The sequence below is a fragment of the Streptococcus sp. STC1396 genome, assembly GCF_058933875.1.
In genome coordinates, this window is sequence record NZ_JBZYCU010000002.1 from 126,978 (window position 1) to 151,023 (window position 24,046).

Annotated in this window: 23 protein-coding genes and 1 riboswitch; of the genes, 7 read left to right on the forward strand and 16 right to left on the reverse strand. The window is 42.0% G+C overall.

The features are described 5' to 3' along the window. Positions 1-168: 168 nt before the first annotated feature. The 9 genes from AC5FEC_RS01445 to AC5FEC_RS01485 all read right to left on the reverse strand — a co-directional run bounded on the left by AC5FEC_RS01445 (position 169) and on the right by AC5FEC_RS01485 (position 10,000). Positions 169-1,224: a serine hydrolase gene (locus AC5FEC_RS01445; protein WP_493661060.1), complete on the reverse strand. Its 1,056-nt coding sequence runs from the start codon at positions 1,222-1,224 to the stop codon at positions 169-171. Between the two features lie 112 nt (positions 1,225-1,336). Then, positions 1,337-1,942 (reverse strand): superoxide dismutase, encoded by a 606-nt coding sequence (locus tag AC5FEC_RS01450; protein ID WP_493661061.1) that lies wholly within the window; start codon positions 1,940-1,942, stop codon positions 1,337-1,339. A gap of 91 nt (positions 1,943-2,033) precedes the next feature. After that, on the reverse strand, positions 2,034-3,071 hold the full coding sequence (holA, locus tag AC5FEC_RS01455) for a DNA polymerase III subunit delta (protein WP_493661062.1): 1,038 nt from the start codon (positions 3,069-3,071) through the stop codon (positions 2,034-2,036). Positions 3,072-3,403: 332 nt separating this feature from the next. Further along, positions 3,404-4,378, reverse strand: a complete 975-nt coding sequence (locus AC5FEC_RS01460; RefSeq protein ID WP_493661063.1) for a DUF805 domain-containing protein — start codon at positions 4,376-4,378, stop codon at positions 3,404-3,406. Between the two features lie 173 nt (positions 4,379-4,551). Continuing rightward, on the reverse strand, positions 4,552-5,259 hold the full coding sequence (locus tag AC5FEC_RS01465; protein ID WP_493661064.1) for a DUF6630 family protein: 708 nt from the start codon (positions 5,257-5,259) through the stop codon (positions 4,552-4,554). A 316-nt stretch (positions 5,260-5,575) separates the two neighbouring features. Continuing rightward, the gene (locus tag AC5FEC_RS01470; RefSeq protein ID WP_493661065.1) at positions 5,576-7,816 is read right to left on the reverse strand and encodes a DNA internalization-related competence protein ComEC/Rec2; all 2,241 of its coding nucleotides are present in this window, start codon (positions 7,814-7,816) and stop codon (positions 5,576-5,578) included. After that, entirely contained in the window at positions 7,797-8,492 is a 696-nt protein-coding gene (locus tag AC5FEC_RS01475) for a helix-hairpin-helix domain-containing protein (protein WP_493661066.1), read from the reverse strand. The genes AC5FEC_RS01470 and AC5FEC_RS01475 overlap by 20 nt, the downstream gene beginning before the upstream one ends. A 146-nt stretch (positions 8,493-8,638) precedes the next feature. Continuing rightward, positions 8,639-9,187, reverse strand: coding sequence for an HXXEE domain-containing protein (locus tag AC5FEC_RS01480; RefSeq protein ID WP_493661078.1), 549 nt, complete (start codon positions 9,185-9,187; stop codon positions 8,639-8,641). Positions 9,188-9,259: 72 nt separating this feature from the next. Beyond that, positions 9,260-10,000, reverse strand: a complete 741-nt coding sequence (locus AC5FEC_RS01485) for a lysophospholipid acyltransferase family protein (protein ID WP_304949312.1) — start codon at positions 9,998-10,000, stop codon at positions 9,260-9,262. Positions 10,001-10,159: 159 nt separating this feature from the next. Here AC5FEC_RS01485 and AC5FEC_RS01490 point away from each other — a divergent pair, with 159 nt between their 5' ends. The 4 genes from AC5FEC_RS01490 to AC5FEC_RS01505 all read left to right on the forward strand — a co-directional run bounded on the left by AC5FEC_RS01490 (position 10,160) and on the right by AC5FEC_RS01505 (position 14,753). Further along, positions 10,160-12,499 (forward strand): cation-translocating P-type ATPase, encoded by a 2,340-nt coding sequence (locus AC5FEC_RS01490; protein ID WP_493661067.1) that lies wholly within the window; start codon positions 10,160-10,162, stop codon positions 12,497-12,499. A 133-nt stretch (positions 12,500-12,632) separates the two neighbouring features. After that, a complete protein-coding gene (locus AC5FEC_RS01495; RefSeq protein WP_493661068.1) occupies positions 12,633-13,379 on the forward strand; it encodes a tRNA1(Val) (adenine(37)-N6)-methyltransferase in 747 nt (248 codons plus the stop codon). Then, the gene (locus AC5FEC_RS01500) at positions 13,369-13,635 is read left to right on the forward strand and encodes a GIY-YIG nuclease family protein (RefSeq protein WP_037614458.1); all 267 of its coding nucleotides are present in this window, start codon (positions 13,369-13,371) and stop codon (positions 13,633-13,635) included. The genes AC5FEC_RS01495 and AC5FEC_RS01500 overlap by 11 nt, the downstream gene beginning before the upstream one ends. A gap of 371 nt (positions 13,636-14,006) precedes the next feature. Further along, a complete protein-coding gene (locus AC5FEC_RS01505; protein ID WP_268735629.1) occupies positions 14,007-14,753 on the forward strand; it encodes a DeoR/GlpR family DNA-binding transcription regulator in 747 nt (248 codons plus the stop codon). A 350-nt stretch (positions 14,754-15,103) separates the two neighbouring features. Here AC5FEC_RS01505 and AC5FEC_RS01510 read toward each other — a convergent pair whose 3' ends face one another. After that, on the reverse strand, positions 15,104-15,379 hold the full coding sequence (locus tag AC5FEC_RS01510) for an HU family DNA-binding protein (protein ID WP_037614456.1): 276 nt from the start codon (positions 15,377-15,379) through the stop codon (positions 15,104-15,106). 112 nt (positions 15,380-15,491) lie between these two features. Next, positions 15,492-16,325 carry a DegV family protein gene (locus AC5FEC_RS01515; RefSeq protein ID WP_037614455.1) on the reverse strand — a complete coding sequence of 278 codons (834 nt, stop codon included), beginning with the start codon at positions 16,323-16,325 and terminating at the stop codon, positions 15,492-15,494. Positions 16,326-16,697: 372 nt separating this feature from the next. Here AC5FEC_RS01515 and AC5FEC_RS01520 point away from each other — a divergent pair, with 372 nt between their 5' ends. After that, on the forward strand, positions 16,698-17,666 hold the full coding sequence (locus AC5FEC_RS01520; RefSeq protein WP_493661069.1) for an NAD(P)/FAD-dependent oxidoreductase: 969 nt from the start codon (positions 16,698-16,700) through the stop codon (positions 17,664-17,666). Positions 17,667-17,699: 33 nt separating this feature from the next. On the opposite strand, the gene whiA is transcribed toward AC5FEC_RS01520, so the two are convergent. From whiA to AC5FEC_RS01540, 4 genes are all read right to left on the reverse strand, one after another. Beyond that, positions 17,700-18,611 carry a DNA-binding protein WhiA gene (gene whiA, locus AC5FEC_RS01525; RefSeq protein ID WP_037614452.1) on the reverse strand — a complete coding sequence of 304 codons (912 nt, stop codon included), beginning with the start codon at positions 18,609-18,611 and terminating at the stop codon, positions 17,700-17,702. Next, positions 18,608-19,585 (reverse strand): YvcK family protein, encoded by a 978-nt coding sequence (locus tag AC5FEC_RS01530; RefSeq protein WP_037614451.1) that lies wholly within the window; start codon positions 19,583-19,585, stop codon positions 18,608-18,610. The genes whiA and AC5FEC_RS01530 overlap by 4 nt, the downstream gene beginning before the upstream one ends. Then, positions 19,582-20,472, reverse strand: a complete 891-nt coding sequence (rapZ, locus tag AC5FEC_RS01535; protein WP_493661070.1) for an RNase adapter RapZ — start codon at positions 20,470-20,472, stop codon at positions 19,582-19,584. The genes AC5FEC_RS01530 and rapZ overlap by 4 nt, the downstream gene beginning before the upstream one ends. A gap of 66 nt (positions 20,473-20,538) precedes the next feature. Beyond that, positions 20,539-20,922, reverse strand: coding sequence for a RidA family protein (locus AC5FEC_RS01540; protein ID WP_493661071.1), 384 nt, complete (start codon positions 20,920-20,922; stop codon positions 20,539-20,541). Positions 20,923-21,051: 129 nt separating this feature from the next. Further along, positions 21,052-21,096: riboswitch (PreQ1 riboswitch) on the forward strand. Positions 21,097-21,217: 121 nt separating this feature from the next. Between AC5FEC_RS01540 and AC5FEC_RS01545 the strand changes: the two genes are divergently transcribed. Both AC5FEC_RS01545 and AC5FEC_RS01550 read left to right on the forward strand, forming a co-directional pair. Continuing rightward, positions 21,218-22,195, forward strand: coding sequence for a nucleoside hydrolase (locus AC5FEC_RS01545; RefSeq protein WP_493661072.1), 978 nt, complete (start codon positions 21,218-21,220; stop codon positions 22,193-22,195). Positions 22,196-22,199: 4 nt separating this feature from the next. Continuing rightward, positions 22,200-22,766 (forward strand): LytS/YhcK type 5TM receptor domain-containing protein, encoded by a 567-nt coding sequence (locus AC5FEC_RS01550; protein ID WP_493661073.1) that lies wholly within the window; start codon positions 22,200-22,202, stop codon positions 22,764-22,766. Positions 22,767-22,997: 231 nt separating this feature from the next. On the opposite strand, the gene AC5FEC_RS01555 is transcribed toward AC5FEC_RS01550, so the two are convergent. Beyond that, positions 22,998-24,046: GBS Bsp-like repeat-containing protein (locus AC5FEC_RS01555; protein WP_493661074.1), on the reverse strand; the 1,049-nt coding region annotated here is incomplete at its 5' end.

Below are 24,046 nucleotides of genomic sequence, written 5' to 3' on the forward strand. Positions count from 1 at the left end.
ATTTTTTTCTAAATAGATTATACATTTTTCCTTTCTTTATGTCAAATCTATTTCGAATTTTTTCTAAATAGATTTCAATCTAAAAATCATCAAGCTCTACTGCAATAAAAACCAAAAATACGCCCAGATTTTCATCTAAAGCGTATTTGATTTGTGATTTCTATTAGATTAGTTCATATTAACCCGATGCCACTCATTGATGATATAAGCAAGCTGACCAACCTGATCAATTCCGACACCGCTAATCTCGTCACTAGCCTCCGTACTACCACCCAAATAGGCCGTATAGAGGGCCACAATATAAGGTTTCTCCTCCATGACAATCGCATCGACATTGAGTGCCTCACGGACATAGCCAGGTTTTTGATAAATGGTAATGCCGCGAACATAGCGCTTGTAATATTCATTTGGGAAAGAAACCCCGATGAAATCGAGAAGATCCTTATATTTTTCTTGATTATTCCATAGATACTCTAGGACTTGAATATAATAATCCGTTGTTGTTTTATTTTCTTTACTGATGGTCTTGATTTCCGCTTTTGATTGGCCGTATTTTTTAAACAAATTATAAGCCTTATCCATCCCACCCAATCGCTCTGCCAAAGCATAAGCTGGTGTATTTTCAGAGTAAATCAGCGAATACTCCTGCATATCTGGAATAGACATAGCACCATTGAAGGCTGCTACATAATTATCATGCTCTCCTTTGTATTCGTAACTAGTGTTCGTAATATCAAAACGCTCTTCCAATGATAATTTGCCTGCAACCACCTCATCAACGACCAACATATTGAGAGGCAGTTTATAAGTGGAGCCGGCTGTCATGGGCTGGGTATCGTTCATAGCATAGGTTTGCCCGCTTGTCAGATCCTTGTATGAAAAAGCAATCTGAGAATGGTCAATCCCTACTTCATCCATGTAGGCTTGGATGACTTGTGTCAAGGTCATATTCGCATAATCGTAAGATAAGCCCAAGGCTTCCATGGTCGAGAGGTCTTCTTCCATCACCCGTTGTTTCTCTTCCGGCGTCTTTGCAGCAATCGGAGCCGGCTCTGTGCTTGTTTTTGTTTCTTCTCCAGAGGACGAAGAGGTGATTGCTAGACTAGATTCCGGCACGGCCTTTTTAACTTGTTGGTTTTGTTGGTAAAATAAAGTCAATCCACAAATAAGCAAGAAGGATGCCAAAAACATTCCAGCAAATTTCATTATATCGTTTTTATTCAAAATATTTCTCCTGATTTTTTAGTATTATAAAAAAATATCCCAAAAATAACAAGTATAAAGGGCAATTTGGAAGAGAAAAAAACGAATCATTGAGATTCGCTTTGTATTTCTATTATTTAGCTGCTGCGTAGAGCTCGTTGACCTTGTTCCAGTTAATCACTGAGAAGAAAGCCTTGATGTAGTCTGGACGGACATTGCGGTACTTGACATAGTAGGCATGCTCCCAGACATCCAAGCCAAGGATTGGTGCTTTACCATCAGAAATTGGTGTGTCTTGGTTAGGTGTTGAGACAACTTCCAGACCACCTTCTTGGTTGACTACCAACCAAGCCCAGCCAGAACCGAAACGAGTCGTTGCTGCTGTTGTGAAGGCTGTCTTAAAATCTTCAAATGAACCAAAAGTCGCATCAATAGCTGCTGCTAACTCCGCAGATGGCTCTGTCTTTTCCGCTGTCATCAATTCCCAGAAAAGTGCGTGATTCAGATGGCCACCGCCGTTGTTAATCACTGCCTGACGAATATCAGCCGGAATAGACTCAACATCTGCCAAAAGTTTTTCCAAATCTTCACCGATTTCAGGGTGTTTTTCAAGCGCAACATTTACATTATTCACGTAAGTTTGATGGTGCTTGTCATGGTGAAGGTGCATTGTTTCCTCATCGATGTAAGGTTCCAAAGCGTCGTATGCATAAGGTAGATCTGGTAAAATAATTGCCATTTGCTTGTCCTCATTTTCTTTATTATTATAAGCATGATAACGCAAACACCTGCTTTTTTCAACTATTTTGCTTATCAATTTTGCTGGACTTTCAGAAGTTTTCTGTTGCAATTTTCAGTAAAGCAAGGTCAAAAAGGTAATCCTTATCATAGAGACCAGACTTAATCTGATAATCGATTTCAATCAAGCAGGCCAAGGTCTTTTTCAGAAAGATGAGACTAAGCCCACGCGCATCTCTGAGTGCAAACTTGACTTGGAAGGGATTAATCTTGCGGCCTAGATAGTCTGATAAATCCGACACGATTTGGCTCTCGGAACGGCCATTGTCCGCCAAAATCTTAACCTGAGTAAACATCCGAAACTGACCTAGCATGATGGCAATCAGCTTGATCTCATCCTCGCCCTGCAGGGTCAAGTCTCGCACCAAACTCCGCGCAGCATCAATTTGTTTCTGTAAAATCAGCTGAGTCAAATCAAAAATATTGTCCTGCAAGGTTTTAGGAATGGCTTCAGCAATATCTTCTAGACTGACTTGTCCAGATTTCTTATAGGACTTCAGAAAAGCCAAATTTTTGCTAATTTCACTGAAGTTAAAACCTGATTTGATGAGCAAGTGGTCAAAAGCCTTCGGAGCAAAGTCCAGACCTTCAAGCTGCGCCTGTTTGGCAAAATACTGGCGTAAATCTGCTTCCTTGATTTCAGCTGCTTCAAAGATCTGTCCGTCTCGCTTGAGCATCTTGACTAGCCGGCGCTTGCTGTCCAGTTTTCCTTCTGCAAAAATCACCAATCTAGTTGTGCTGCTTGGATTTTCCAAATACTGCTCAAAGGATTTGAGCTCATCATCCGATAAATTGCGCTTTTTTGCTGTCGTTAAATCCGCAAAATGATCTAAAATAATAATCTTTTCATCCGCAAAAAAGGGGAGGCTGACTAAATCTAGCTCCACATTTTGATAAGTTGCCTCCTTCATATCGAACAGGGTGACATTCAAATCCGCTGGATCGTATTGAATCTGCTTCAGAAACTCATCTTTTAACAGCTCAAATTGCCCTAAGTCGTCTCCTGTCAAAATTGTTAGACTCGGAAGATTGGCAGGAGTGATTTCTCTGATTTTTTCAATTGCTAACACATTGACACTCCCTTTTCATTTTTACTTGATTCTTTCTCATGTTTAAATTGTAACAAAAAACAGCAGGAAAGTCTGCTGTTTTTCACGATTCGACAAATAAAGCTAGAGTTTGCTACAGGAAAGTTTACGAACAACATTTATTCTTTCTCCAAAAGCAATCCCTTTAATCTAAAAATTGTCAGAGCAATACTATTGACACATTTTTACGGATATTTCATCTCCAAGCTAAAGTAGTCCAGTGGACTATTCTAGCAATCCGCCTCCGCATCAAGAGTTTTTTCCATAACAAATTGAGGCTAGGATAATCATATCCCAACCCCTTTGATTTTTTATTAGTTTTCTGATGTTTCCTCAGTTCCATTTTCATTTGAAACAGGCTCTTGCTGTTCTTGGAATGGGGATACAAATGATTGGTCTGGTGCAGATTCAACTGCTGCCTGAACTTCCTGTTCAACTGCTTGGCCAAATGGTTGATTTTGAATTGGCTGTTGTGGTTGATCAAACTGTTGATTTTCAACTGGTGCTTGCGGCTGACCAAATGGTTGTCCCTGGAATCCTGACTGACCAAACTGCTGGTTTTGAACCGGTTGTTGCGGTTGACCAAACTGTTGATTCTGAACTGGCGCTTGTGGCTGACCAATTTGCTGGCCTTGGAATCCCAGCTGACCAAACTGCTGGTTTTGAACCGGTTGTTGCGGTTGACCAAACTGTTGATTCTGAACTGGCGCTTGTGGCTGACCAAATTGCTGGCCTTGGAATCCTGACTGACCAAACTGCTGGTTTTGTGGTTGACCAAATTGCTGACCTTGGAATCCTTGTTGACCATAAGGAGCCCCATTAACTGGCTGAGCTGGTTTGCTAGCTTGGCAAAGGAGAACGATCATGGCAATACCACATGGTAAGCTGACTAAAGCAGCTAGGATATTCAACACTGGAATGAAGGAAGCTATTGATGGTCCTACAGTGAGAAAAATAAATGCCCAATGGAAACCAGCATCACGAAGACGACGAACAGTGATAGCAAGATTAGGAACGATAGTTGCAAATCCATAGATAGCAAGCAAGAACATTATGAACGCAGCAAAACCAGCGCCAGCCATAGCTCCAGAAAAATCTGGTTCATAATTGTATAGCCCTGCATAATAAACTTCACTAAAAAGCGGAATGAGAAAACCAAAAAGGGCAATCAACGAAAATGGTAGGGTAATTAAAAAATTACATAGGACAACCCACCAGAAATCAGAACGGCTTGAACGACCGCTAAAATCAGCATATTGAACCCAGAACTTTTTATATGCAGCAAACATAACATTCTCCTTTATAATTTTTATAACTTATATAATAGCACAGTTACATAAATAAATCAATACAACCTTCAAGTTTGTTGGCCAAATGAATGAGAGACTGTTCACGTCAATCTGGATAAAAGCTTCATTGAAACCATGTTTATCAACTTATTTATTCTGCAAATTAGAATTTTTCACATCTCTTCAGCAGCGGCTATACGATGCAAAATTATTCTCGCTAATTCTTTTACTCTACTAAAATTTTCTTTACTAAGGATCATCAATACATAGCTGTCACTGCCCATATCCATTGCTGCTAAAATATGATCCTCCCATAAAGAATTAATCACTTTGCTCCATCTCGGAATATCTTCATTCACGTCAAGTATGTCTTCATTTATTTCAAGTTTCAAACCTAAACTCAATGTTTTTACTGCATTTTCTGGCTTTACTCTCTTAAGAAAGCTCTGAGCATACTTAGAATCTCCTATCAGCAGTTCTGATAGTTCAGTGAAAGAAGCCTTAATCTTCTCATTGTCATTTCCCAAAACTTCTGTATATGTTTTTTCGTCCGGAAGAGCTGATCTTTTCACGAAAGTTCTCATGATCTGCACTGCATCGCCATAGCTTAAGTCAAAAATAGCATATTTTTTACCATTGATTTCCATATATAAATTCAGAACTTCTTCGCTTTTTCCGACGACTGCCTTCATGGATGTACAGCCATTTATAGCATGTGGGGGATATATCTCGGTATACATAATATATCCATCCTGCATAGCCTTTAGCGAATTATCAATTCCCACAATGTGAAAACCGCTACTATTATATATAGGGCTTTTCATGTGCCATTCTTCGTATGTATTAAAGATTATTTTCTGAATCCAATTATAAATATTCACAATACTGTCTCTAAATTCTAATTTTATTCTCCAAACTTATATGATATTATACCATATTTTAGCTTCTATCACTAAAATTCAGATACAGCTCAATATTTTTAATCTTCAAATTTTACATCAAAAATGACTCAAACTTAACCCTATACAGTTACAACCTTTCCATTTTTAAATGTAAAGCTGACTGGCTTCTCGTTATTGACGGCTCTTTTCTCGTTTATTGTATCCCATAAGAAACTGGTAAAACTCACAGTTGCACAGCTTACCGAAATAAGAGAAGACAATTGATAACACTTTGATAAGTTAGTATTCTTATTTTCTAACGCACTGTCTTAATCTGCCAAGAATCCCAGCCACTGAAGCGAATGGCTCCTTGCTCATCTGTTCGGAAAATCTGTGTCTGAATGTTCTCAAATCTGTCCAAAGTTTCCTGATGAGGATGCTTGTAACGGTTATTCTTACCCGCAGAAATGAGGGCAATTTGGGGCTGAAGCTGATGTAAAAATTCTGGGCTAGAGGAGCCCTTAGAACCGTGGTGGCCTGCTTTTAAAACATCAACCTTGAGTTGCGGAAAACGCCGCATCAAGGCAGCTTCGCCATTTTCCTCTAAGTCTCCCGTAAACAAAAAGCTAGTTCCAAAAAACTTCCCGTACAAAACGACAGAGTCATCATTGCTACCGTCGCCCGTATCCTCAGGATAGAGAACCTGCAAAGCTCCATCAAAAATTGGAAGGCTATCTCCTACTTCTACCGCATGGACTCTCGTCTGCATCCGCTCCAGTTTCTCCACAAAATCCGACTGGGTCAAACTTCCCTTAGATACATAAATTTCCTTTATAGAAAAATGCTTAGCTACTTCCAACATATCGCCCATATGATCGGTATCGGTGTGGGTCAAAACCAGCACATCCAAGTGACTCACTCCCCGACTTTTCAGGTAGGGAATCAAGGTCTTTTCTGCATTTGTCGAAGAAACCCGCTTCTGCCAGGCTTCCTTCTTGCCAATCTCCACTCGACCACCTACATCAATCAGAACAGATTTCCCCCGCCAGTCGCGCAAGAAAATACTATCTCCCTGCCCAATATCGATGACGGTGATTTCATTTTGCAAAGGATGCTTAGTGAGGAAAAAGAGCAGAGCAAGAGCCAAGCTGAGAAGGACCAAAACTTTCTTCTGGCTGCGAAAATCATAGAGCAAGCCAAGAGTGACAAGCAGGCCTAGCATCATCCAGATAGATGGCTGGCCAAAAACCACTGGCCGTGAGGAAATAGACGCCGTCCAACGAATCAACTCTTCCAGCAGTTCAAATAAGACATTGACCTGAGTGATTTTCAAAAAAGGCGACAGAGCAAAGATAAGGGTCAGAGCCGGAAGCATGAAAAGATCAAAAACGACTGAGAATAGAAAGGTCAGCAGAATAGACCAAGGCTGAAACTCGGAAAAATAGAAAATCAGAATCGGCAAAATCCCCAGTGAAATGGTCAGACTTTCTGCCAACACCTTTCGCACGGGAGGTAAATGTTCAAAATCCATGACCGAGATGACAAAAGCATAGGCACAGGAAAGAACGCCACCCGTCGTCAAGAGAAAATTGGGCATGAAAATAGCTAAGAGCATAATCGTCAAAGCAAAGTTGTCCAGCTTGGTCACACCGAACTGCGAGAGCAACTTTTGCACTAAACTCCTCACGACCGATACCGAAAAGCCCGTCAAACCCGCATAGATGAAGGAAAAAGGAAGCTGAATCCAATCGACGGTTTCCCTTTTTAAACCAGATCTCAGGAGAATCCGGCGAAAACCATCCATGAAATAGCCGACCTGCATGCCAGATAGGGCAAAGAGATGGATAATCCCCAGACTGGAATAAAGTTCATTCATCTCAGCAAAATCTGTGTCCAAGTCACCAAACAAGAGTCCAGTCATATAGTGGCTCATGGGACTAGGAAAGTTTTCTTTGATATAAACCAAGGCTTTTCTACGCCAGACCGACAGCCAATCCCAAGGATTAAGACTGCTAAAATGCTGACTGGACTTGATTTGATTGATCTTCAAAATCCTGTAAACCCCCTGCGTTTTCAGATAAGCCCGATAGTCAAAGCCTGAAAAATTACGCTGGTCTTCTGCTAAACTAAGCTCTCCATCAATCTCCAAAAGCAGTTGATCGCTCAGCTTTTGAAAAGCTTGTTTTTCCTGTTCTGACTGGATTTTATAAAAAGCCTGATAAGTCCGGCCATTTGAATGACCGCGAAAAGAAAGCGAATCCCCATTGACTTTGATCGTATCTGGCTTCATCACAATGGCAGAAATGGTTTTCGGCTCATCTTGAAAGGCTTGATTAGCCACTTCTCTCCGAAATAGGAAAAATCCTGCAAAAAGACTCAAGATCACCAAAACAAGCAGACTACTCTTCGTCGAATAAAGCCAAAATAGCCGAACAAGGATAGCTGCCAAACCTAGATAAGCTGGTAGACTACCTGTATAAACTGCAAAGTAGGTCAACACCAGAAAAAGACAAAAATAGATTGGTTTGATGGGAAATTTATTTATCCACTGTGACATAGTCTTTTAACTTTTCTAAGGTTTTAGCACCGATTCCTGAGACATTTTTCAGCTCATCTACTGACTTAAATTGGCCATTGGCTTCCCGATAAGCGATGATGTCTTGCGCTTTCTTTTGACCGATGCCTGAAACTGTCTGAAGTTCAGCTTCGGTCGCCGTATTGAGATTGACCAAGCCAGACTTCCCTTTTGCCGTTTCTCCATTTCCAGCGGGCGTCTGACTAGCTTGTGTCACATCTGCCCCTTCCTCACCGACTCTAGCTACATAAACAACCGCCTCATCTGTTAATTTTTGAGCTTGGTTTATGGATTTTGACTCGGCATCTGGCAGTAGACCACCTGCTTTTTGTAAAGCATCATACACACGCGCTCCAGCTTGTAACTGATAAACTCCAGGATTTTTGACAGCCCCTTTGACATCTACGGTTAATTCCTCCTCAGATTCCTCTGAATCTATATCCTTTTCTGAGTTCATTTTTTCCTGATTTGCACTTCTTTTTTCTGCATCGGTTTCAGATGAAGCTGATGTGACCACTTCCTGAGGCAGTGCACTGACCTGATTCTGTGGCTGAGCATTGCCCTTCAGCAAGAAAAATCCAGCAAAGATGACTCCCAGCAAGGAAAGTCCAACAAAAATCTTGTATTCCTTTAATTTTTCAACTATTTCTTCAAGCATATTTTTCTCCTTTATCTTTTTATTCGTAAAACATTCAAAAAATAAAACAAGCCGTGAAAATTTTCAGCTTGTCATATTTTAAAATCTTTATTTTGCAAGTAGTCGTATAGATAGAGAGCCCTCTGACAAAAATTGGAGCTGCAATATCAGTCTGCTTTACTTATCCTATATATCCAAGCTTCTAACTTTTGAGATCTGCTATGTAAAAAAGCCAGATTTGCCAAAAGAATAGCCATCACAAGCGCACTTAGAATCAGAAGCAAGAGCCAAGAAACTGACTGCTGACTTAGATAAAGGACGAAGACTAAGATGAATATAGGAAAAGTCGTCAAAGCTGTGAAGCCGCCCGGTACCCAGCGACGAAAGCGAAACACTTGCATGATATGGCCAAGAAGATGGAGGGTATGACAAAAGCCAATAGCCATAGTTAGCTCGGAAATGCGAAATAGAATCGCAAGCAACAAAAGGATAAAAGCCAGTAGAAATTCCTCTGCAATCATCAAAGCAATACTTTCAGCAGAAAGATAACTCCCTTTCCTAGCAATGAACATCTCCTTTTGATAGTCTTGATGGTCTTGATTCTGAGAAATCCAAGGCCGAATCAGGATAATCTCATCAAACTCGTGCAGCATAAAAAGGGACAAGGTTACAAAAGATAAGAAAGCAATAGACATAGCATCCTCCTTATAAAATATACTAATATTATAGCTCAGTCTATTAAAAAAATCAGCTCCCAAGCAAGATTGCTCAGCAAGCTGATTAGTATCTTATTTTCTATGCTTATCTGGATCCCAGACAAAGCTTGCAAGGAAACTGAAAATGAAGGTCAGAATGCCAATCAAGGCTGCCGGTATAAAGGCTAGTGCTCGCAAAATTCGCCAGAAGATATTTGTTTTTTTATCTGTCTGGTAAGACGCCACTTCTGCATCCAAGCGGTCAAACTCCGCCTGAATCCGACGAGCCACCTCTTCCACTCCTTCATCGTTCATCTTTTTGATGTCAGAAATATCAATTGGATTGCCGAAGTTCATGTCCACGCGCTCCCCAGCTGCCAAGCCTTTAAGGCTCATCGGTCCAGCATAGACTACTGGCATGATACGGACCTTAGCCATTTTAGCAATCACTGCCACTCCTCCCTTGACATCCGTAGAATGGCGGCTGCCGCTCGGGAACATAATCAGGGAACGATTGCTCTTTTTCAGCATATTGACAGGGTACTTGATAGCTGATGGGCCAGGATTTTCCCGATCGATGGGAAAGGCGCCGCACATGCGAATCCACCAGCCAAACACCCGATTTTCAAACAGTTCTTTCTTAGCCATAAAGACAAACTGCTTGGGCTTGGTCGCAAAAGCCATATAAACTGGATCCCACCATGTCCGGTGAGGGGCAACCAAGATATAATTTTCATCTTGCGAAGGAATCTTCTCTTTATTATGATAATGGGCATTGCCATTTAAAGCCCAGAGGATAAAAATCACCAAGCCTCGCAAATAAGTATAAAACATAAACTCTCCTTCTTACAAACTGTGATTGTACTTGAAATCAATTAGGTTCTCTTTCCCATTATACCTTATCGCTCCAGAGTCTGCAATATTTTTCCAAACTTTGCTTGTAGCAGCTGATTCTGATAGCTATTTCTATAAAAAAATGGTATCATTAATCTCATGAACAAGAAAGAATTAATTGGTTTAAACCAACCCCAAGTAGATGAAAAGATTTCGCAGGGCTTGACCAACGATTTTACAAGTGACACCAGTACTAGTAACTGGCAAATCGTTAAGCGGAATGTTTTCACCCTTTTTAATGCTCTTAACTTTGTGATAGCTCTGGCCTTGGTCTCTGTCCAAGCCTGGAGCAATCTGGTCTTCTTCGCCGTCATCAGCTTTAACGCCGTCACTGGTATTATCACGGAGCTACGAGCCAAACACATGATTGACAAGCTCAATCTAGTCAGCCGAGAGCTGGTCACAGTCATCCGCGACGGTCAGGAAGCCAAAATTCAGCCAGAAGAAATTGTGCTGGGCGACCTGATCAAGCTGTCAGCCGGCGAGCAAATTCCAAGTGATGCCCGTGTGGTAGAGGGGGTTGCCGAAGCCAATGAAGCCATGCTGACAGGGGAGAGTGACTTGGTTCTCAAGGAAGAAGGCGCTGAGCTGCTGTCTGGTAGCTTTCTGGCTAGTGGGCAGATCTATGCTGAGGTGCATCATGTCGGAGCCGACAACTATGCCAACAAGCTGATGACCGAGGCTAAAACCCTCAAACCGATCAACTCCCGCATTCTTTATAATCTTGGGAAAATTTCCCGCTTTACTGGAAAAATTATCATTCCTTTCGGATTGGCTCTCTTCTTTGAAGCTCTGATGATAAAGGGACTGCCTGTCAAAAACTCAGTTATTACCAGCTCGACAGCTCTTTTGGGTATGCTGCCAAAGGGAATCGCCCTCCTGACAGTCACATCACTCCTGACAGCTGTCATTAAGCTAGGTATGCGTAAGGTTCTTGTTCAGGAAATGTATTCAGTTGAAACTCTGGCTCGTGTGGATACTCTCTGTCTGGACAAGACTGGGACAATTACTCAAGGTAAGATGACTGTTGAAGCCTTGCATAGCCTGTCGGATAAGTTTTCTGATGAGACAGTCGGTCAAATCTTAGCAGCCTACATCCAGACCAGCGAGGATAGTAACCCGACAGCTCAAGCAATCCGCAAGAGCTATGGTCATCTAGAAAATGCCTATACCAGCGATAATATAATCCCATTTTCTAGTGACCGAAAATGGGGCGCTATGCATTTATCCAGTGTCGGAACCATCTTTCTGGGAGCGCCCGAAATGCTGCTGGACAGCAATCCTGCAGCGGTTGGAGAGGCTCAAAAACGCGGATCGCGGGTTTTGGTACTGGCTCACAGCGACCAAGTGCTAGACAAACACAGCATCCAACTGCCTGAAGATATGACCGCTTTAGCTGTTCTGGAAATCACTGATCCTATTCGTGAGGGAGCGGCGGAAACACTGGACTACCTGCGCTCTCAGGATGTTGATCTGAAAATCATCTCTGGTGACAATCCTGTGACCGTTTCGCATATCGCGAGCCAGGCTGGATTTGCCAACTACGACAGCTACATCGACTGCTCTAAAATCAGCGACCAAGAACTGGTTGAGCAAGCAGAGGAAACCGCCATCTTCGGCCGTGTCTCTCCTCATCAGAAGAAGCTACTCATCCAGACTCTCAAGGCCGCCGGTCGGACAACAGCCATGACGGGAGATGGTGTTAATGATATTTTAGCCTTGCGTGAAGCGGACTGCTCCATCGTCATGGCTGAGGGCGACCCCGCAACTCGGCAAATTGCCAACTTGGTTCTTCTTAACTCCGACTTTAACGATGTCCCTGAGATTCTTTTTGAAGGTCGCCGAGTTGTTAACAACATCGGCCGGATTGCTCCGATTTTCTTCATCAAGACGATCTACTCCTTTATCCTGGCTATCATCTGTATCGCCAGTATCCTGCTAGGAAAATCTGAATACCTCTTGATTTTCCCATTCATTCCGATTCAAATCACCTTGATTGACCAGTTTGTCGAAGGCTTTCCACCCTTTGTCCTCACCTTTGAGCGCAATATTAAGCCGGTTGAAAAGCACTTCCTCAAACGCTCCCTGCAGCTGGCTCTGCCAAGCTCCCTCATGATTGTCTTCAGCGTGCTATTTGTCCGCATCTGGGGCAGTAGCCATGGCTGGAGCGACATAGAAATGGCAACCCTGACCTATTACTTGCTAGGCAGCATCAGCTTCCTGTCAGTCATCCGGGCCTGCCTGCCACTCAACCTCTGGCGCAGTCTCCTCATTATTTTTTCTGTCTTTGGCTTCTATCTATCTGCCTTTGTCCTGCAGCACCTTTTGGAAATTGCGACGCTGACAGCCGCAACTTTGCCTGTCTATCTGATTCTCATGGTCATTTTCGGACTTGTCTTCGTCGTCTGCACCATTAAGCAGAAATACAGATTTGATTAATAGCTAGTTACAAAAGAACTATTCGTTAAGCTCATCTAAACATGCGAGAACCATCGCGTGTTTTTTATTTTGATTGTTCAAAAACTTCCCATATTCCTTTGGAATCCTTGCTAAATCATGCTATAATGTTGGTATGACAGAATCAAAATTAAAAGACGGAGAAAGAGTTAATCAGCTCTTTTCCACTGATATTAAAATCATTCAAAATAGTGAGGTCTTCAGCTACTCGGTTGACAGCGTTCTGCTTTCTCGCTTTCCCAAACTTCCCAATCGGGGATTAATCGTCGATCTCTGTGCTGGAAATGGGGCAGTTGGCCTTTTTGCCAGTACTCGCACTAAGGCTCAAATCATAGCTGTAGAGATTCAGGAACGTTTGGCAGATATGGCTCAGCGCTCCATTGAACTGAATAACCTGAGTCAGCAGATGCAGGTTATCCATGATGATTTGAAAAACTTAGGCAGTTATATTACCGGTAGCTTGGTCGATATCATCCTCTGCAATCCGCCGTATTTCAAGGTAGATGAGCGTTCTAATCTCAATGGCAGTGAGCATTATCTTCTAGCTCGTCACGAAGTCGCTACCAACTTAGAAGAGATCTGTGCTATGGCCCAGCGGGTGCTCAAGTCTAACGGCCGTCTAGCTATGGTTCATCGGCCAGATCGCTTTTTAGATATTTTAGCAACCATGACAGCTCACAATTTAGCGCCAAAGCGCATTCAGTTTGTCTATCCAAAGCAGGGCAGGGAAGCCAATATGCTCTTAATTGAGGCTATCAAGGACGGATCGCAGGACGGACTGAAAGTCCTACCTCCCCTCTTTATTCATGAGCAGGATGGCAGCTATACACCAGAAATTCACGAGATTTACTATGGAAAATAAAGCCTATATGTATGTCCTAGAGTGCGGAGACGGCTCCCTCTACACAGGATATACCACCGATGTAGACGCACGGCTCAAAAAACATCAGTCCGGCAAGGGAGCCAAGTACACCCGCGCCCGATTGCCTGTTACTCTACTTTATCAGGAAGAACATCCCGACAAATCAGCAGCCATGTCAGCTGAAGCCCTCTTCAAACAGAAAACTCGACAAAAAAAATTAGCTTATATTATTAACAAACAAGGAAAGCATAAATAATTATTTAGAATGCTATCTTCGTCTACAACAATTACAATATGTAGTATTGTAAACAATATTTTTGTAACTTGCTAACTACACTTTAGAATAGTATAAACAAGTGTATAACGACATAGATATTTATATAAACTTCCGCTATTATAGCTAAACACCCCCTTCCTTTACAGGCAGGGGTTTTCGCTTCTCAAAACTTAGAAAATACTATAGAAGAATAGTCTTAACAAAACCGAATCCATGTTCGAAATAAACAAACTAAAACATAAATACTCTTTTTTGTTAAAAAACTTTCATATTATTTTGTTTATATTTTAAAAGTATAGTATAATAAAATAAAGATTAACAGAAAACATGAGAAGGAAAGGAGCAGGTCTATGAAGGAAAGTCGACATAGAATTATTCTGCAGGAACTTGATCAAACAGGAGTTGTTTCTGTCAAGAATCTTAAAGAATTGCTGAATGTCACAGATATGACGATTCGACGCGATCTGATTGATTTGGAGAAACAAGGGTTACTGACTCGGGTCCATGGAGGTGCTCATAAAAAAGTTAAAGACGGGTTCAATGAAGTTCCCCACACGGATAAAATCATGCTGAACATTGAGGAAAAGCAGATAATTGCCCAGAAGTGTGCCGATTTAATCGCCGATGGAGATACGGTTTTTATTGGCTCCGGAACGACAACGGCTCTTATCGGGGACTATCTTGATGGGAAAAATGTTAATATCGTTACGAATTCTCTACCAATTTTTGATAAATTAAAAGATAATCCACATTTTGATATTATTTTAATTGGCGGGCGTTATCGTATGAAGACTCAAACTTTCGTCGGCCAATTTGCAGTTGAACTTTTAAAAGAAATTAAGGTTTCCAAAGCTTTTGTTGGGGTCAATGGCATTGACGGACATAACGTTACTACTGCTAATGAGGAAGAAGGAAGCGCAGATGCGATTATTTTAAACAATGCGATTGAACGATACATTGTAGCCGACAATAGTAAATTTGATAGTTATTCTTTTTATACATTTTATCGTTTAGACCATATCAATGCGATTGTCACAGATGATAAAATTTCCCCGAAAGTTAAGAATAAATATCAGATCTACACAGAAATTTTGTAATCAAAGTCATTAATCTAAAGCTAAGATGATTTTCAAAATAGAAAGTCGTCTTTTTCTATTGCCCCAAATACAGTTAATGATTGACTTAACTATCAGATCAGCTATTTACGATATTTTCACTGTACTATGGGCTCAAACAATCTCTCGGCTTATTTTGATGTCTCCCTACTTATGCAAAGTTTTATTTTTAAACCTAGAATAATCCTAGCTAACGTCCATCATCAGCCTAGAAACTGCATTTGAAAAAATGATTTCCTTTGGGTTTTAAAGCAATACGAGCTAGATAGACAGATCTTTGAAAAAAGAAAAAAGCCCATCAATTAAATGATGAACTTGATTAATCGCTAAGATTATTTTACAGCATCCTTAAGTGCTTTACCTGCTTTGAAAGCTGGAACTTTAGAAGCTGGGATGATGATTTCTTCTTTGGTTTGTGGGTTGCGACCTTTGCGTTCTGCACGTTCGCGAACTTCGAAGTTACCAAAGCCAATCAATTGAACTTTTTCACCAGCTGCAAGGAATTCAGTAACTGCTGCAAATACAGCGTCAACTGCTGCTGCTGAATCTTTCTTTGTCAATTCTGTAGCTTCTGCTACTTTTGCAATCAAATCTTGTTTGTTAGCCATTTAACAAATCCTCCAAATTTTTTATGGGCTTATCACCCTAACAAGTATTATCATATCTAAAAAATGCCCTTAGGTCAAGTCTTAAACAGTTTTTTTCCAAATTAATGTTGATTTATTCGTAGCGAACCAATATTGCCCAAGCATTTTCCCCCGTATGCGTCTGAATGATCGAGCCTGTTTCCAAAACAGAAATCGTTTTCTTCACATAAGGCTGTAAACTTGCTTTCATTTCATTGGCTAATTCAGGGCTCCCTGAGTAAGAAATACCAATTTCAGCTACTTCCTTAGTCCTCAAGACATCAATTAAATCATCCAGCCATTTTTTAAAAGTTTTAGCTCCTCGTCCCTTTACCATTGGTTGCAAGCCATGATTTTTCATCTGCATTACGACACGAATATTAAGGAGAGAACTAATTAAACCTGTAACGCGACCAATTCGTCCTCCCTTGACAAGGTTTTCTAAGGTAGAAACACCTATGTAGAGTTCCGTTTTGTCCTTAATTTCTGCTATTTTTTGTAAAATTTCCTCTAAGCTTGCACCAGCTTGAGCCATTTTAGCAGCTGCAACGACCTGGAACTTCATAGCTTGATCGGTAAAAGAACTATCAATAACAGTGACATCAGCATTGGCCAATGTCGCACCTTGCCGTGCGGCTTCAACCGTTCCTGAAAGGGCATGGGACATGTGGATAGAAATAATCCGAGCATCTTCTTCAGCAAGAGCCTCAAAAACCTCTGCAAAAACTCCAACGGGAGGTTGGCTGGTCTTTGGTAGATTTTTACTGGTTTGCATGAGACGCAGAAACTCCCCTTCTTTCAGGTTTGTATCTGAATAAACCACGCCATCGACCATTACAGTCAACGGAACAATTGTTAGGTCCAATTCTTTCACAAGCTCTGGTTCAATCGTAATAGATGAATCAGTTACAATTTTGATTTTTGCCATAATTCCTACTCTAATCTTTACTTTATCTTACTATTTATAAAACATTATACCAAATTTTTTAGCTTTGCGGGGAAATTATAATGGAAAAGATAGTGAAAACCGCTACTATAGATACTTTCTTTAAAAGTTCAATCAAAGCTCACAGTCTCGATTCTATCGTCCAGCTGTCACTCTCCTGCTTCATATCACAATAAGAAGTCTTTTTAGCTATATAGCCTCTCCCTTTATCGTAGCAACGGAGATTTCTGAAAACCTTCCTTTTTTGCTTCATTATTATACTGAGCATCTTAGAATAAACTTCATGACCTTTTTAAAACATTTTATGGTACAATAAAAAGAGTTTATTTTTGAAAGAATTAATAGAGGAAAATTATGACTGAAATCTACGATATCACCATTGTTGGTGGCGGGCCAGTCGGCCTCTTTGCCGCCTTTTATGCTCACATGCGAAAAGCCAGCGTCAAAATCATTGATTCCCTGCCTCAGCTGGGTGGACAACCCGCTATTCTCTATCCAGAAAAGAAGATTCTGGATGTTCCGGGCTTTACCAATCTGACTGGCGAAGAGCTGACCCAGCGTCTGATTGAGCAACTGGAGACTTTCCAGACTGATATTTACCTCAATGAAACGGTGCTGGATATTGTCAAAAAGGATTATGGCTTTACAATTGAAACTTCCAAGGGTCAGCATGAAACTAGAACCATTATTATCGCTATGGGCGGCGGAGCCTTTAAGCCACGGCCACTAGAGTTAGACGATGCCGAAGCTTACAGCAATCTCCACTATCATGTCTCAAACATCAGCCAGTACGCTGACCAAAAGGTTGTTGTTCTGGGGGGCGGCGACTCGGCTGTTGACTGGGCTCTGGCATTTGAAAAAATTGCAGAAACTAGCTTGGTGCATCGCAGGGACAACTTCCGAGCTTTAGAACACAGTGTGGAAGAACTCAAGGCTTCTAGTGTTGAGATTAAGACACCATTCGTTCCTAGTCGATTGGTCGGCAAAAATGGCAAGATTACCCACTTGGAAATCAGTCAAGTCAAGGGAGACGAAAGTCAGCTCCTACCACTGGATCATCTCTTTGTTAACTACGGTTTTAAATCTTCTGTCGGCAATCTCAAAAATTGGGGCTTGGAGCTCAATCGTCACAAGATTTTGGTCAACAGCAAGCAGGAAACTTCTCTACCAGGTATCTATGCAGCTGGTGATTGCTGTTCCTATGAAGGAAAAATTGATTTAATTGCAACAGGTCTGGGCGAAGCTCCTACCGCTGTCAACAATGCCATTAATCATATCTATCCCGACCAAAAGGTCCAACCCAAACATTCTACAAGCCTATAAAAAAACAGCTGCCGAGCTCAATCTCAGCAGCTTTTATAATTCATCTGCGATTTTATTAATTTTTCTCAAGCGATGATTGACACCGCTCTTAGTCAGTGGCCGGTTCAGATTATCAGCCAGCTGTTGAATGGAGTAATCCGGATGCTGGATACGCAGCTGGGCTACTTCCTGCAGGTCCACTGGCAACTGTTCAATACCTATGCTATCAATAATTTTGATAATATTATTAATCGTCTTCATACTGGCCGTCACTGTGCGGGCAATATTGGCCGTCTCCGCATTGTTTGCTCGATTGAGATCATTGCGTGCTTCCCGCAGGAGCTTGATAGACTCAAACTCAGCCATGGCTTCCATAGCTCCAATGACAATGAGAAAATCCATGACGTCCTCAGCCCGTTGCAGATAGGTCACAGCTCCTTTCTTACGCTCAATCGTCTTGGCATCCAGAAGAAAACGGCGCATTAGGGCAGCTAGATCCTCAGCATGATCCAAATAGACGGAGAGAATTTCAAGCTGGTACTTGCCTGAGTCTGGCTCCCGCATACTGCCACTGGCCAGAAATGCTCCCCTCAGATAGGAACGACTGGCTTCATCATCCGACAGAATAGCCTGGTCAATCCCTACCTCGATACCAAAAAAGGAGTCAGCCAAGTGTAGATCAGATAGGATTTCTTCCACTTTTTGATCCAGAAATACTGTATAAACACGATTCTTGCGCAAATTAGTCTTCTGATGGTGGCGGATTTCTGACTTGACCTGATAGATGTCTATCAGCAGCTCGTAGATATGTCGGGCAATTTTGGCATTTTCTGTTGAAATGGATAAGGTAAGGCCAGACGAAGAAATTCCCAGACTACCAGCCATCTTGATGATAGCAGCCAACTCATTTTTGTCCTTTACAGCTAAGCTTAAAAGCTCTTCTTTGACCTTAACTGTAAAACTCATTTGCGCACCTGTATAATCTGCATCAACTCATCAACGACTAACTCGCCATCGTGAAAAGCTCCGCCATTTTCCAAACAAAGAAAATTCGAAGAAATAACGCGAGGAACTTGCTCCTGCAACCCTCGAAAATCGTGGTCAACCTGCACCAGATATTCATCAAATTTATTGCTATTCATATACTCACGCGGGACCGGCTCGATATTGACCAAGACAGTATCAATGAACTTTCTGCCCAGATGACGATGCAGCACTTGGACATGGTCGCTATCTGAAAAGTGCTCGGTTTCGCCGCGTTGAGTCATAATGTTGCAGACATAGGCCACTTCTGCCTTTGTATCTAGAAGGGCTTGACCAATTTCCTCAATAACGAGATTAGGTAAAATGGAAGTAAAGAGGGAACCTGGTCCCAGAACCACCATATCGCTTTCCAAAATGCTCTCAACCACCTTTTTACTAGCAGCAGGCTTTTCATCATCATAAGTATTGGTCACATAAACCCGCTCAATCATCCCACTCTTACTAGCCAGATTGCTTTCACCGACAACTTCCGTTCCATCCGTAAAAACAGCATGTAGAGTAAGGGGATTGTCACTAGAAGGATAGATTTTACCTGTCGTATGGAAAAACTTGGTCAGAAGCTGCATGGCGTTATAGGTTGAGCCCTGCATTTCAGAAATGCCGGCAATAATCAGATTCCCCAGAGGATGACCAGCTAGAACACCGTCTCCTTCGGCAAAGCGATACTGGAAGACCTTCTCATAGAACTTTGGCATGTCAGACATGGCTACAAGAACATTTCGCAAATCGCCCGGAGGAGTCAGCTGCTGAATGTTTTTCCGTAGCTCGCCAGAACTGCCGCCGTCATCTGCTACTGTGACAATAGCTGTGATTTCCACTTCTTTTTTCCGCAGACTGTCCAAGATAACTGAGATTCCTGTGCCGCCACCAATGACTGTGATTCTAGGTTTTCTCATGAGCGGTTCACCGTTTCCTTCCGACGATTTTTGTCGCGATGGCTGGCATTAACTGGCCAATTTTTTGCCAAATCATCCGCCAAACGTTGCGCAAAGGCTACGCTGCGGTGCTGTCCGCCCGTGCAGCCTACTGCGATGGTCAGCACAGATTTTCCTTCTTTCCGATAACCCGGCAAAATCGGCTCAATCAAGCCCAGCAGATGCTGGTAAAATTCTTCTGACTCAGCATGGTTCATGACATAGTTGAAGACATCCTTGTCCAAGCCTGTCTGATTGCGCAGTTCGGGCTTATAGTACGGATTGGGCAGGAAACGTACATCAAAGACCAAATCTGCATCCAAAGGCAGACCGTATTTGAAACCAAAACTCATGACTTCAATCCGGAAACTGTGCATCTCGTCCTGATTTGAAAATTGCTCAGAGATGGTCTTTCTGAGCTCCCGTGGTGTCAAATCTGTTGTGTCCACAACATTTTGACTGAGATTTTTCAGAGGGGCCAAGAGCTCACGCTCCAGCTTAATCCCATCCAAAATCCGTCCATCAGCTGCCAGCGGATGGCTGCGCCGTGTTTCCTTATAACGAGCCACTAACTCCTTATCCGCCGCATCTAGGAAAAGAATCTTGAAATCGATGTTCTCATTTTGCTCTAAATCATCCAAAACATTCTGGATTTGCAAAAAGAAAGAACGGCTGCGCATATCAACAACCAAAGCCAATTTATCATTGTCAGTGGTCCCTTCGACCAGCTGTAAGAACTTTGGCACCAGAGTTGGCGGCATATTATCAATGGTAAAATAACCTAAATCTTCAAAGGACTGGATAGCTACGGTCTTCCCCGCCCCGCTCATTCCAGTCACAATCACTAATTGAATCTTGTGTTCAGTCATTCTTTCTCCTTTCTCTAACCTATCATGTCTAAAAAGGGACAGGAAACTTTTCCCAGCCCCAAACATTTATTCCACAATCTCAGCAATGACTTCGATTTCGATTTTAACATCACGAGGCAAGCGAGCCACTTCTACTGCCGAACGAGCTGGAAACTCGCTCTTAAAGGCTGTCTTGTAGACTTCATTAAATGGCACAAAATCATTGATATCACTCAGGAAACAGGTCGCCTTGACCACATGGTCAAAATCTGTTCCGGCGGCTGCTAAAATGGCTGCTACATTTTTCAAAACCTGCTGGGTCTGCTCCTCAATCGTTGCTCCTACAATTTCTCCTGTCTCTGGTGACAAAGGAATTTGACCGCTGGCAAATAAAAGGTTGCCGACGATTTTTCCTTGGACATAAGGTCCGATTGCTGCTGGTGCTTTATCTGTTTGTACTATTTTTGCCATTATATTCTCCTCATTTCTTTCATCTTATTATATCATAAAGTCAAAAGACTGACTATTCTTGTCCTCCTTCCCATTGACTTTTAGGCAATTTTTCATTATGATAGTAAATGCATAATTCAAAACAGTTGTTTTGGACTGGTTCGCAAACTTCCCAGTATAAAAAACTAAGTACCCTTATATTCTAAAGTAATGTAATTGCGCATAGTTTTTTCTGGTGTCCTGCCGCTTTGGCAGAACTAACTGAGGGGTTGAGACGGAGGTTTCAACCTTATTTTATTTCTCAAAAGGAGGACCTATGAAAAGAAAAGTTATTATTGATTGTGATCCCGGCATAGATGACAGCCTAGCCCTGCTCTATGCCCTGCAACACCCTGACTTAGAGGTGGTCGCTTTGACGATTGTTGCTGGAAATGTCCCAGTTGAACTAGGCCTAGAAAATGCCTTCAAAATATTGGAAAGGCTGAATCGGCTGGATATTCCAATTTATGCAGGAGCCGACAAGCCTTTGGTTCGTGAATTCATCTCCGCTCAAGATACCCACGGCATGGATGGATTGGGGGAAAGCGGGATAGCACGAAGCAGCTCCACCCAAGCCCAGCCACAAGCTGCTTATGACTTCCTGGCAGACTACTTCCAGACCAATAAGAATACTTCTATCATCGCGCTGGGGCCTTTGACCAATATTGCCTTGGCTCTCAGGAAAAATCCTACACTTGGTCAACATCTAGACCGATTTATCAGCATGGGCGGCAGCTACAAATCGCACGGCAACTGTTCACCTGTGGCCGAATACAACTACTGGTGCGATCCGCATGCAGCTCAAGAAACCTACGAAAAACTTGGAAAAAAGATTGAAATGGTCGGTCTAGATGTCACTCGAAAGATTGTCTTAACACCCAATCTATTTGAATATATGCGTTTTATTAATCTTGAAGTCGCTGACTTCATCGGGAAAATCACTCGTTTCTATTGGGATTTTCATTGGGAGTATGAACATATCATCGGTTGTGTCATCAACGATCCGTTGGCTGTTTCCCATTTCCTGCATGAAGACCTTTGCCATGGTTTTGATTCCTATGTAGATGTTGCAACGGAGGGTATTGCCATGGGACAAACGCTGGTTGATGCTTATCATTTTTATAATAAAGAAGCAAACACTAAAGTGTTGACTCAAGTAGATACCAAACTCTTTTTTCAGGATTTTCTCGCTGTGATACTCAATACCTCAAAGGAAATCATCTGCCAAGATCTACAAACTTTAAACTTAGGATAAGATTATGAAAAAAACATCACCATTTATCATCACATTTACTGCTGTCTGCATCGCTCTTAACTATGCCGGTGCCAACATTGCTCTTTTTCTAAAACTTCCTGTTTATTTGGATACGTTTGGAACGATATTAGCCAGCCTTGTTTTAGGACCTATTTTCGGAGTAGGAACTGCGATTGCCAGCGCTCTGATTAGTGCTTTTACAACGGACATTTCTGCTATATATTTCTCTCCAGTAGCCATTCTTTTGGCACTGCTCATCTCAGTCTTTTTCAAGGCTGATTCAAAACCTAGGCTAAACCTCTTCTGGAAATCTTTTATGGTTTCCCTGCCAGCCACTGCCTTGGCCTCTCTGATTACCGTCATCGTCTTCAAAGGGATTACTCCAAGTGGTTCCAGCCTCATCGTTCAGGGCTTACATGGCTTAGGCTTAGATTTGGTCACCAGTACCATCATCGTCCAAGCACTGACTGACTATGCAGACCGACTTCTCGTTATCGGGGTCAGTCTGGTCTTCATTCCACAACTCAAAAAGGTCAGCCCAAGAATCTTTGCAAAATCTACTAATATTTAAAAATGCATTTGAATTAACAAAAACAACAGCACTAATTTTGTACTGTTGTTTTTGTTACTCTCTTCTAAATTTCCCTTTTTAAAATTCCTCTGAGGAGTTGCCTACTTCCGCTACGGTTTAGACCGTCTTCTACTAAAAGAGTCTAGAAAAAGTTTGTAATGCTTAAATGAGATGCTTATTACAATTGAAATTTATCGGCACTTGCTTCCTGTGTGCAAAGAATTTCTTTACTTATTTATATAGAGGACTAGCAAATCCGCGAATATTCCCGTGACCAATACGATAGGTTTTGCGTTGCACCTGATTATTGGTACTGTTTCCTTCGATAGTATGAATAATGCCATTCTCCACTTTCTCTACAATACCAATATGATCCGCCCAGCCGTCATTTTGCTGACTGTTTTGATCCCAGTTAAAAGTGATGATATCGCCTGCTTTAGGTGTTGAATTCCCATCTTCATTCCAAATACCCAAGCGTTTGAAAATTTGAATATGACGTTCTACTCCGCACTCGCGACCGATAAGTTCACTCAAACCCTGTCTTTGGAAAACCACAGTGACAAAAATATCACACCAGTCATCCGTTTCCTTGACAGCATATCCCACTGGCAATGGACGAATGCGATTATAATCCGCCACTAACAGACGGTGCTGCTCGCTGCCCCCCTGAACACCAACAAGTGCTGCTGCTGACTGTACGACTCGATCTCTCTGCCCCTTTATCTGAGGATCTAATTCATGATTTCCTACATTGAAACCATCTGTAGTTCCGTCAGTGTAGTCAATATAAGCATGAGTGATGTAGTCTCCTTTAAGAAAATAATGGTTAGCCGAATTAACGACAACTTCTGTACTATCCCCAGTCGGAGCTGTCTTATACCAATGAAGATTACCTTGATTTTTTTCAGACCAAGCAGCAACCCGTATATTTTTAATCTCTTTAGCACCAGAAGGACGATTTACAACAACTCGGTAAACTCCCTCTGTCTGTCTTACATCTTTTATTTCAACCTTGACACTTGGAATAGACTCCGTGCGAGTAACGGTTACTTTCGTTCCGCCGACACCGACCATCTGACCGTTATCTTGGACATAATACAGATGCACACTGTAGTCACCGACAGAATTCTTGTGCTCGCTGGCACGAACGGTAAACTTATAGGTACCGTCAGACTGTTTCTGAGCCTTGTGCCAAATCAGATCATCCTGACCGTGCTCATGCGACCAAGTCGGAAGCAAGACCTCACGAATCCCCTGCGGGCTGGAAACCTGAGAAACAA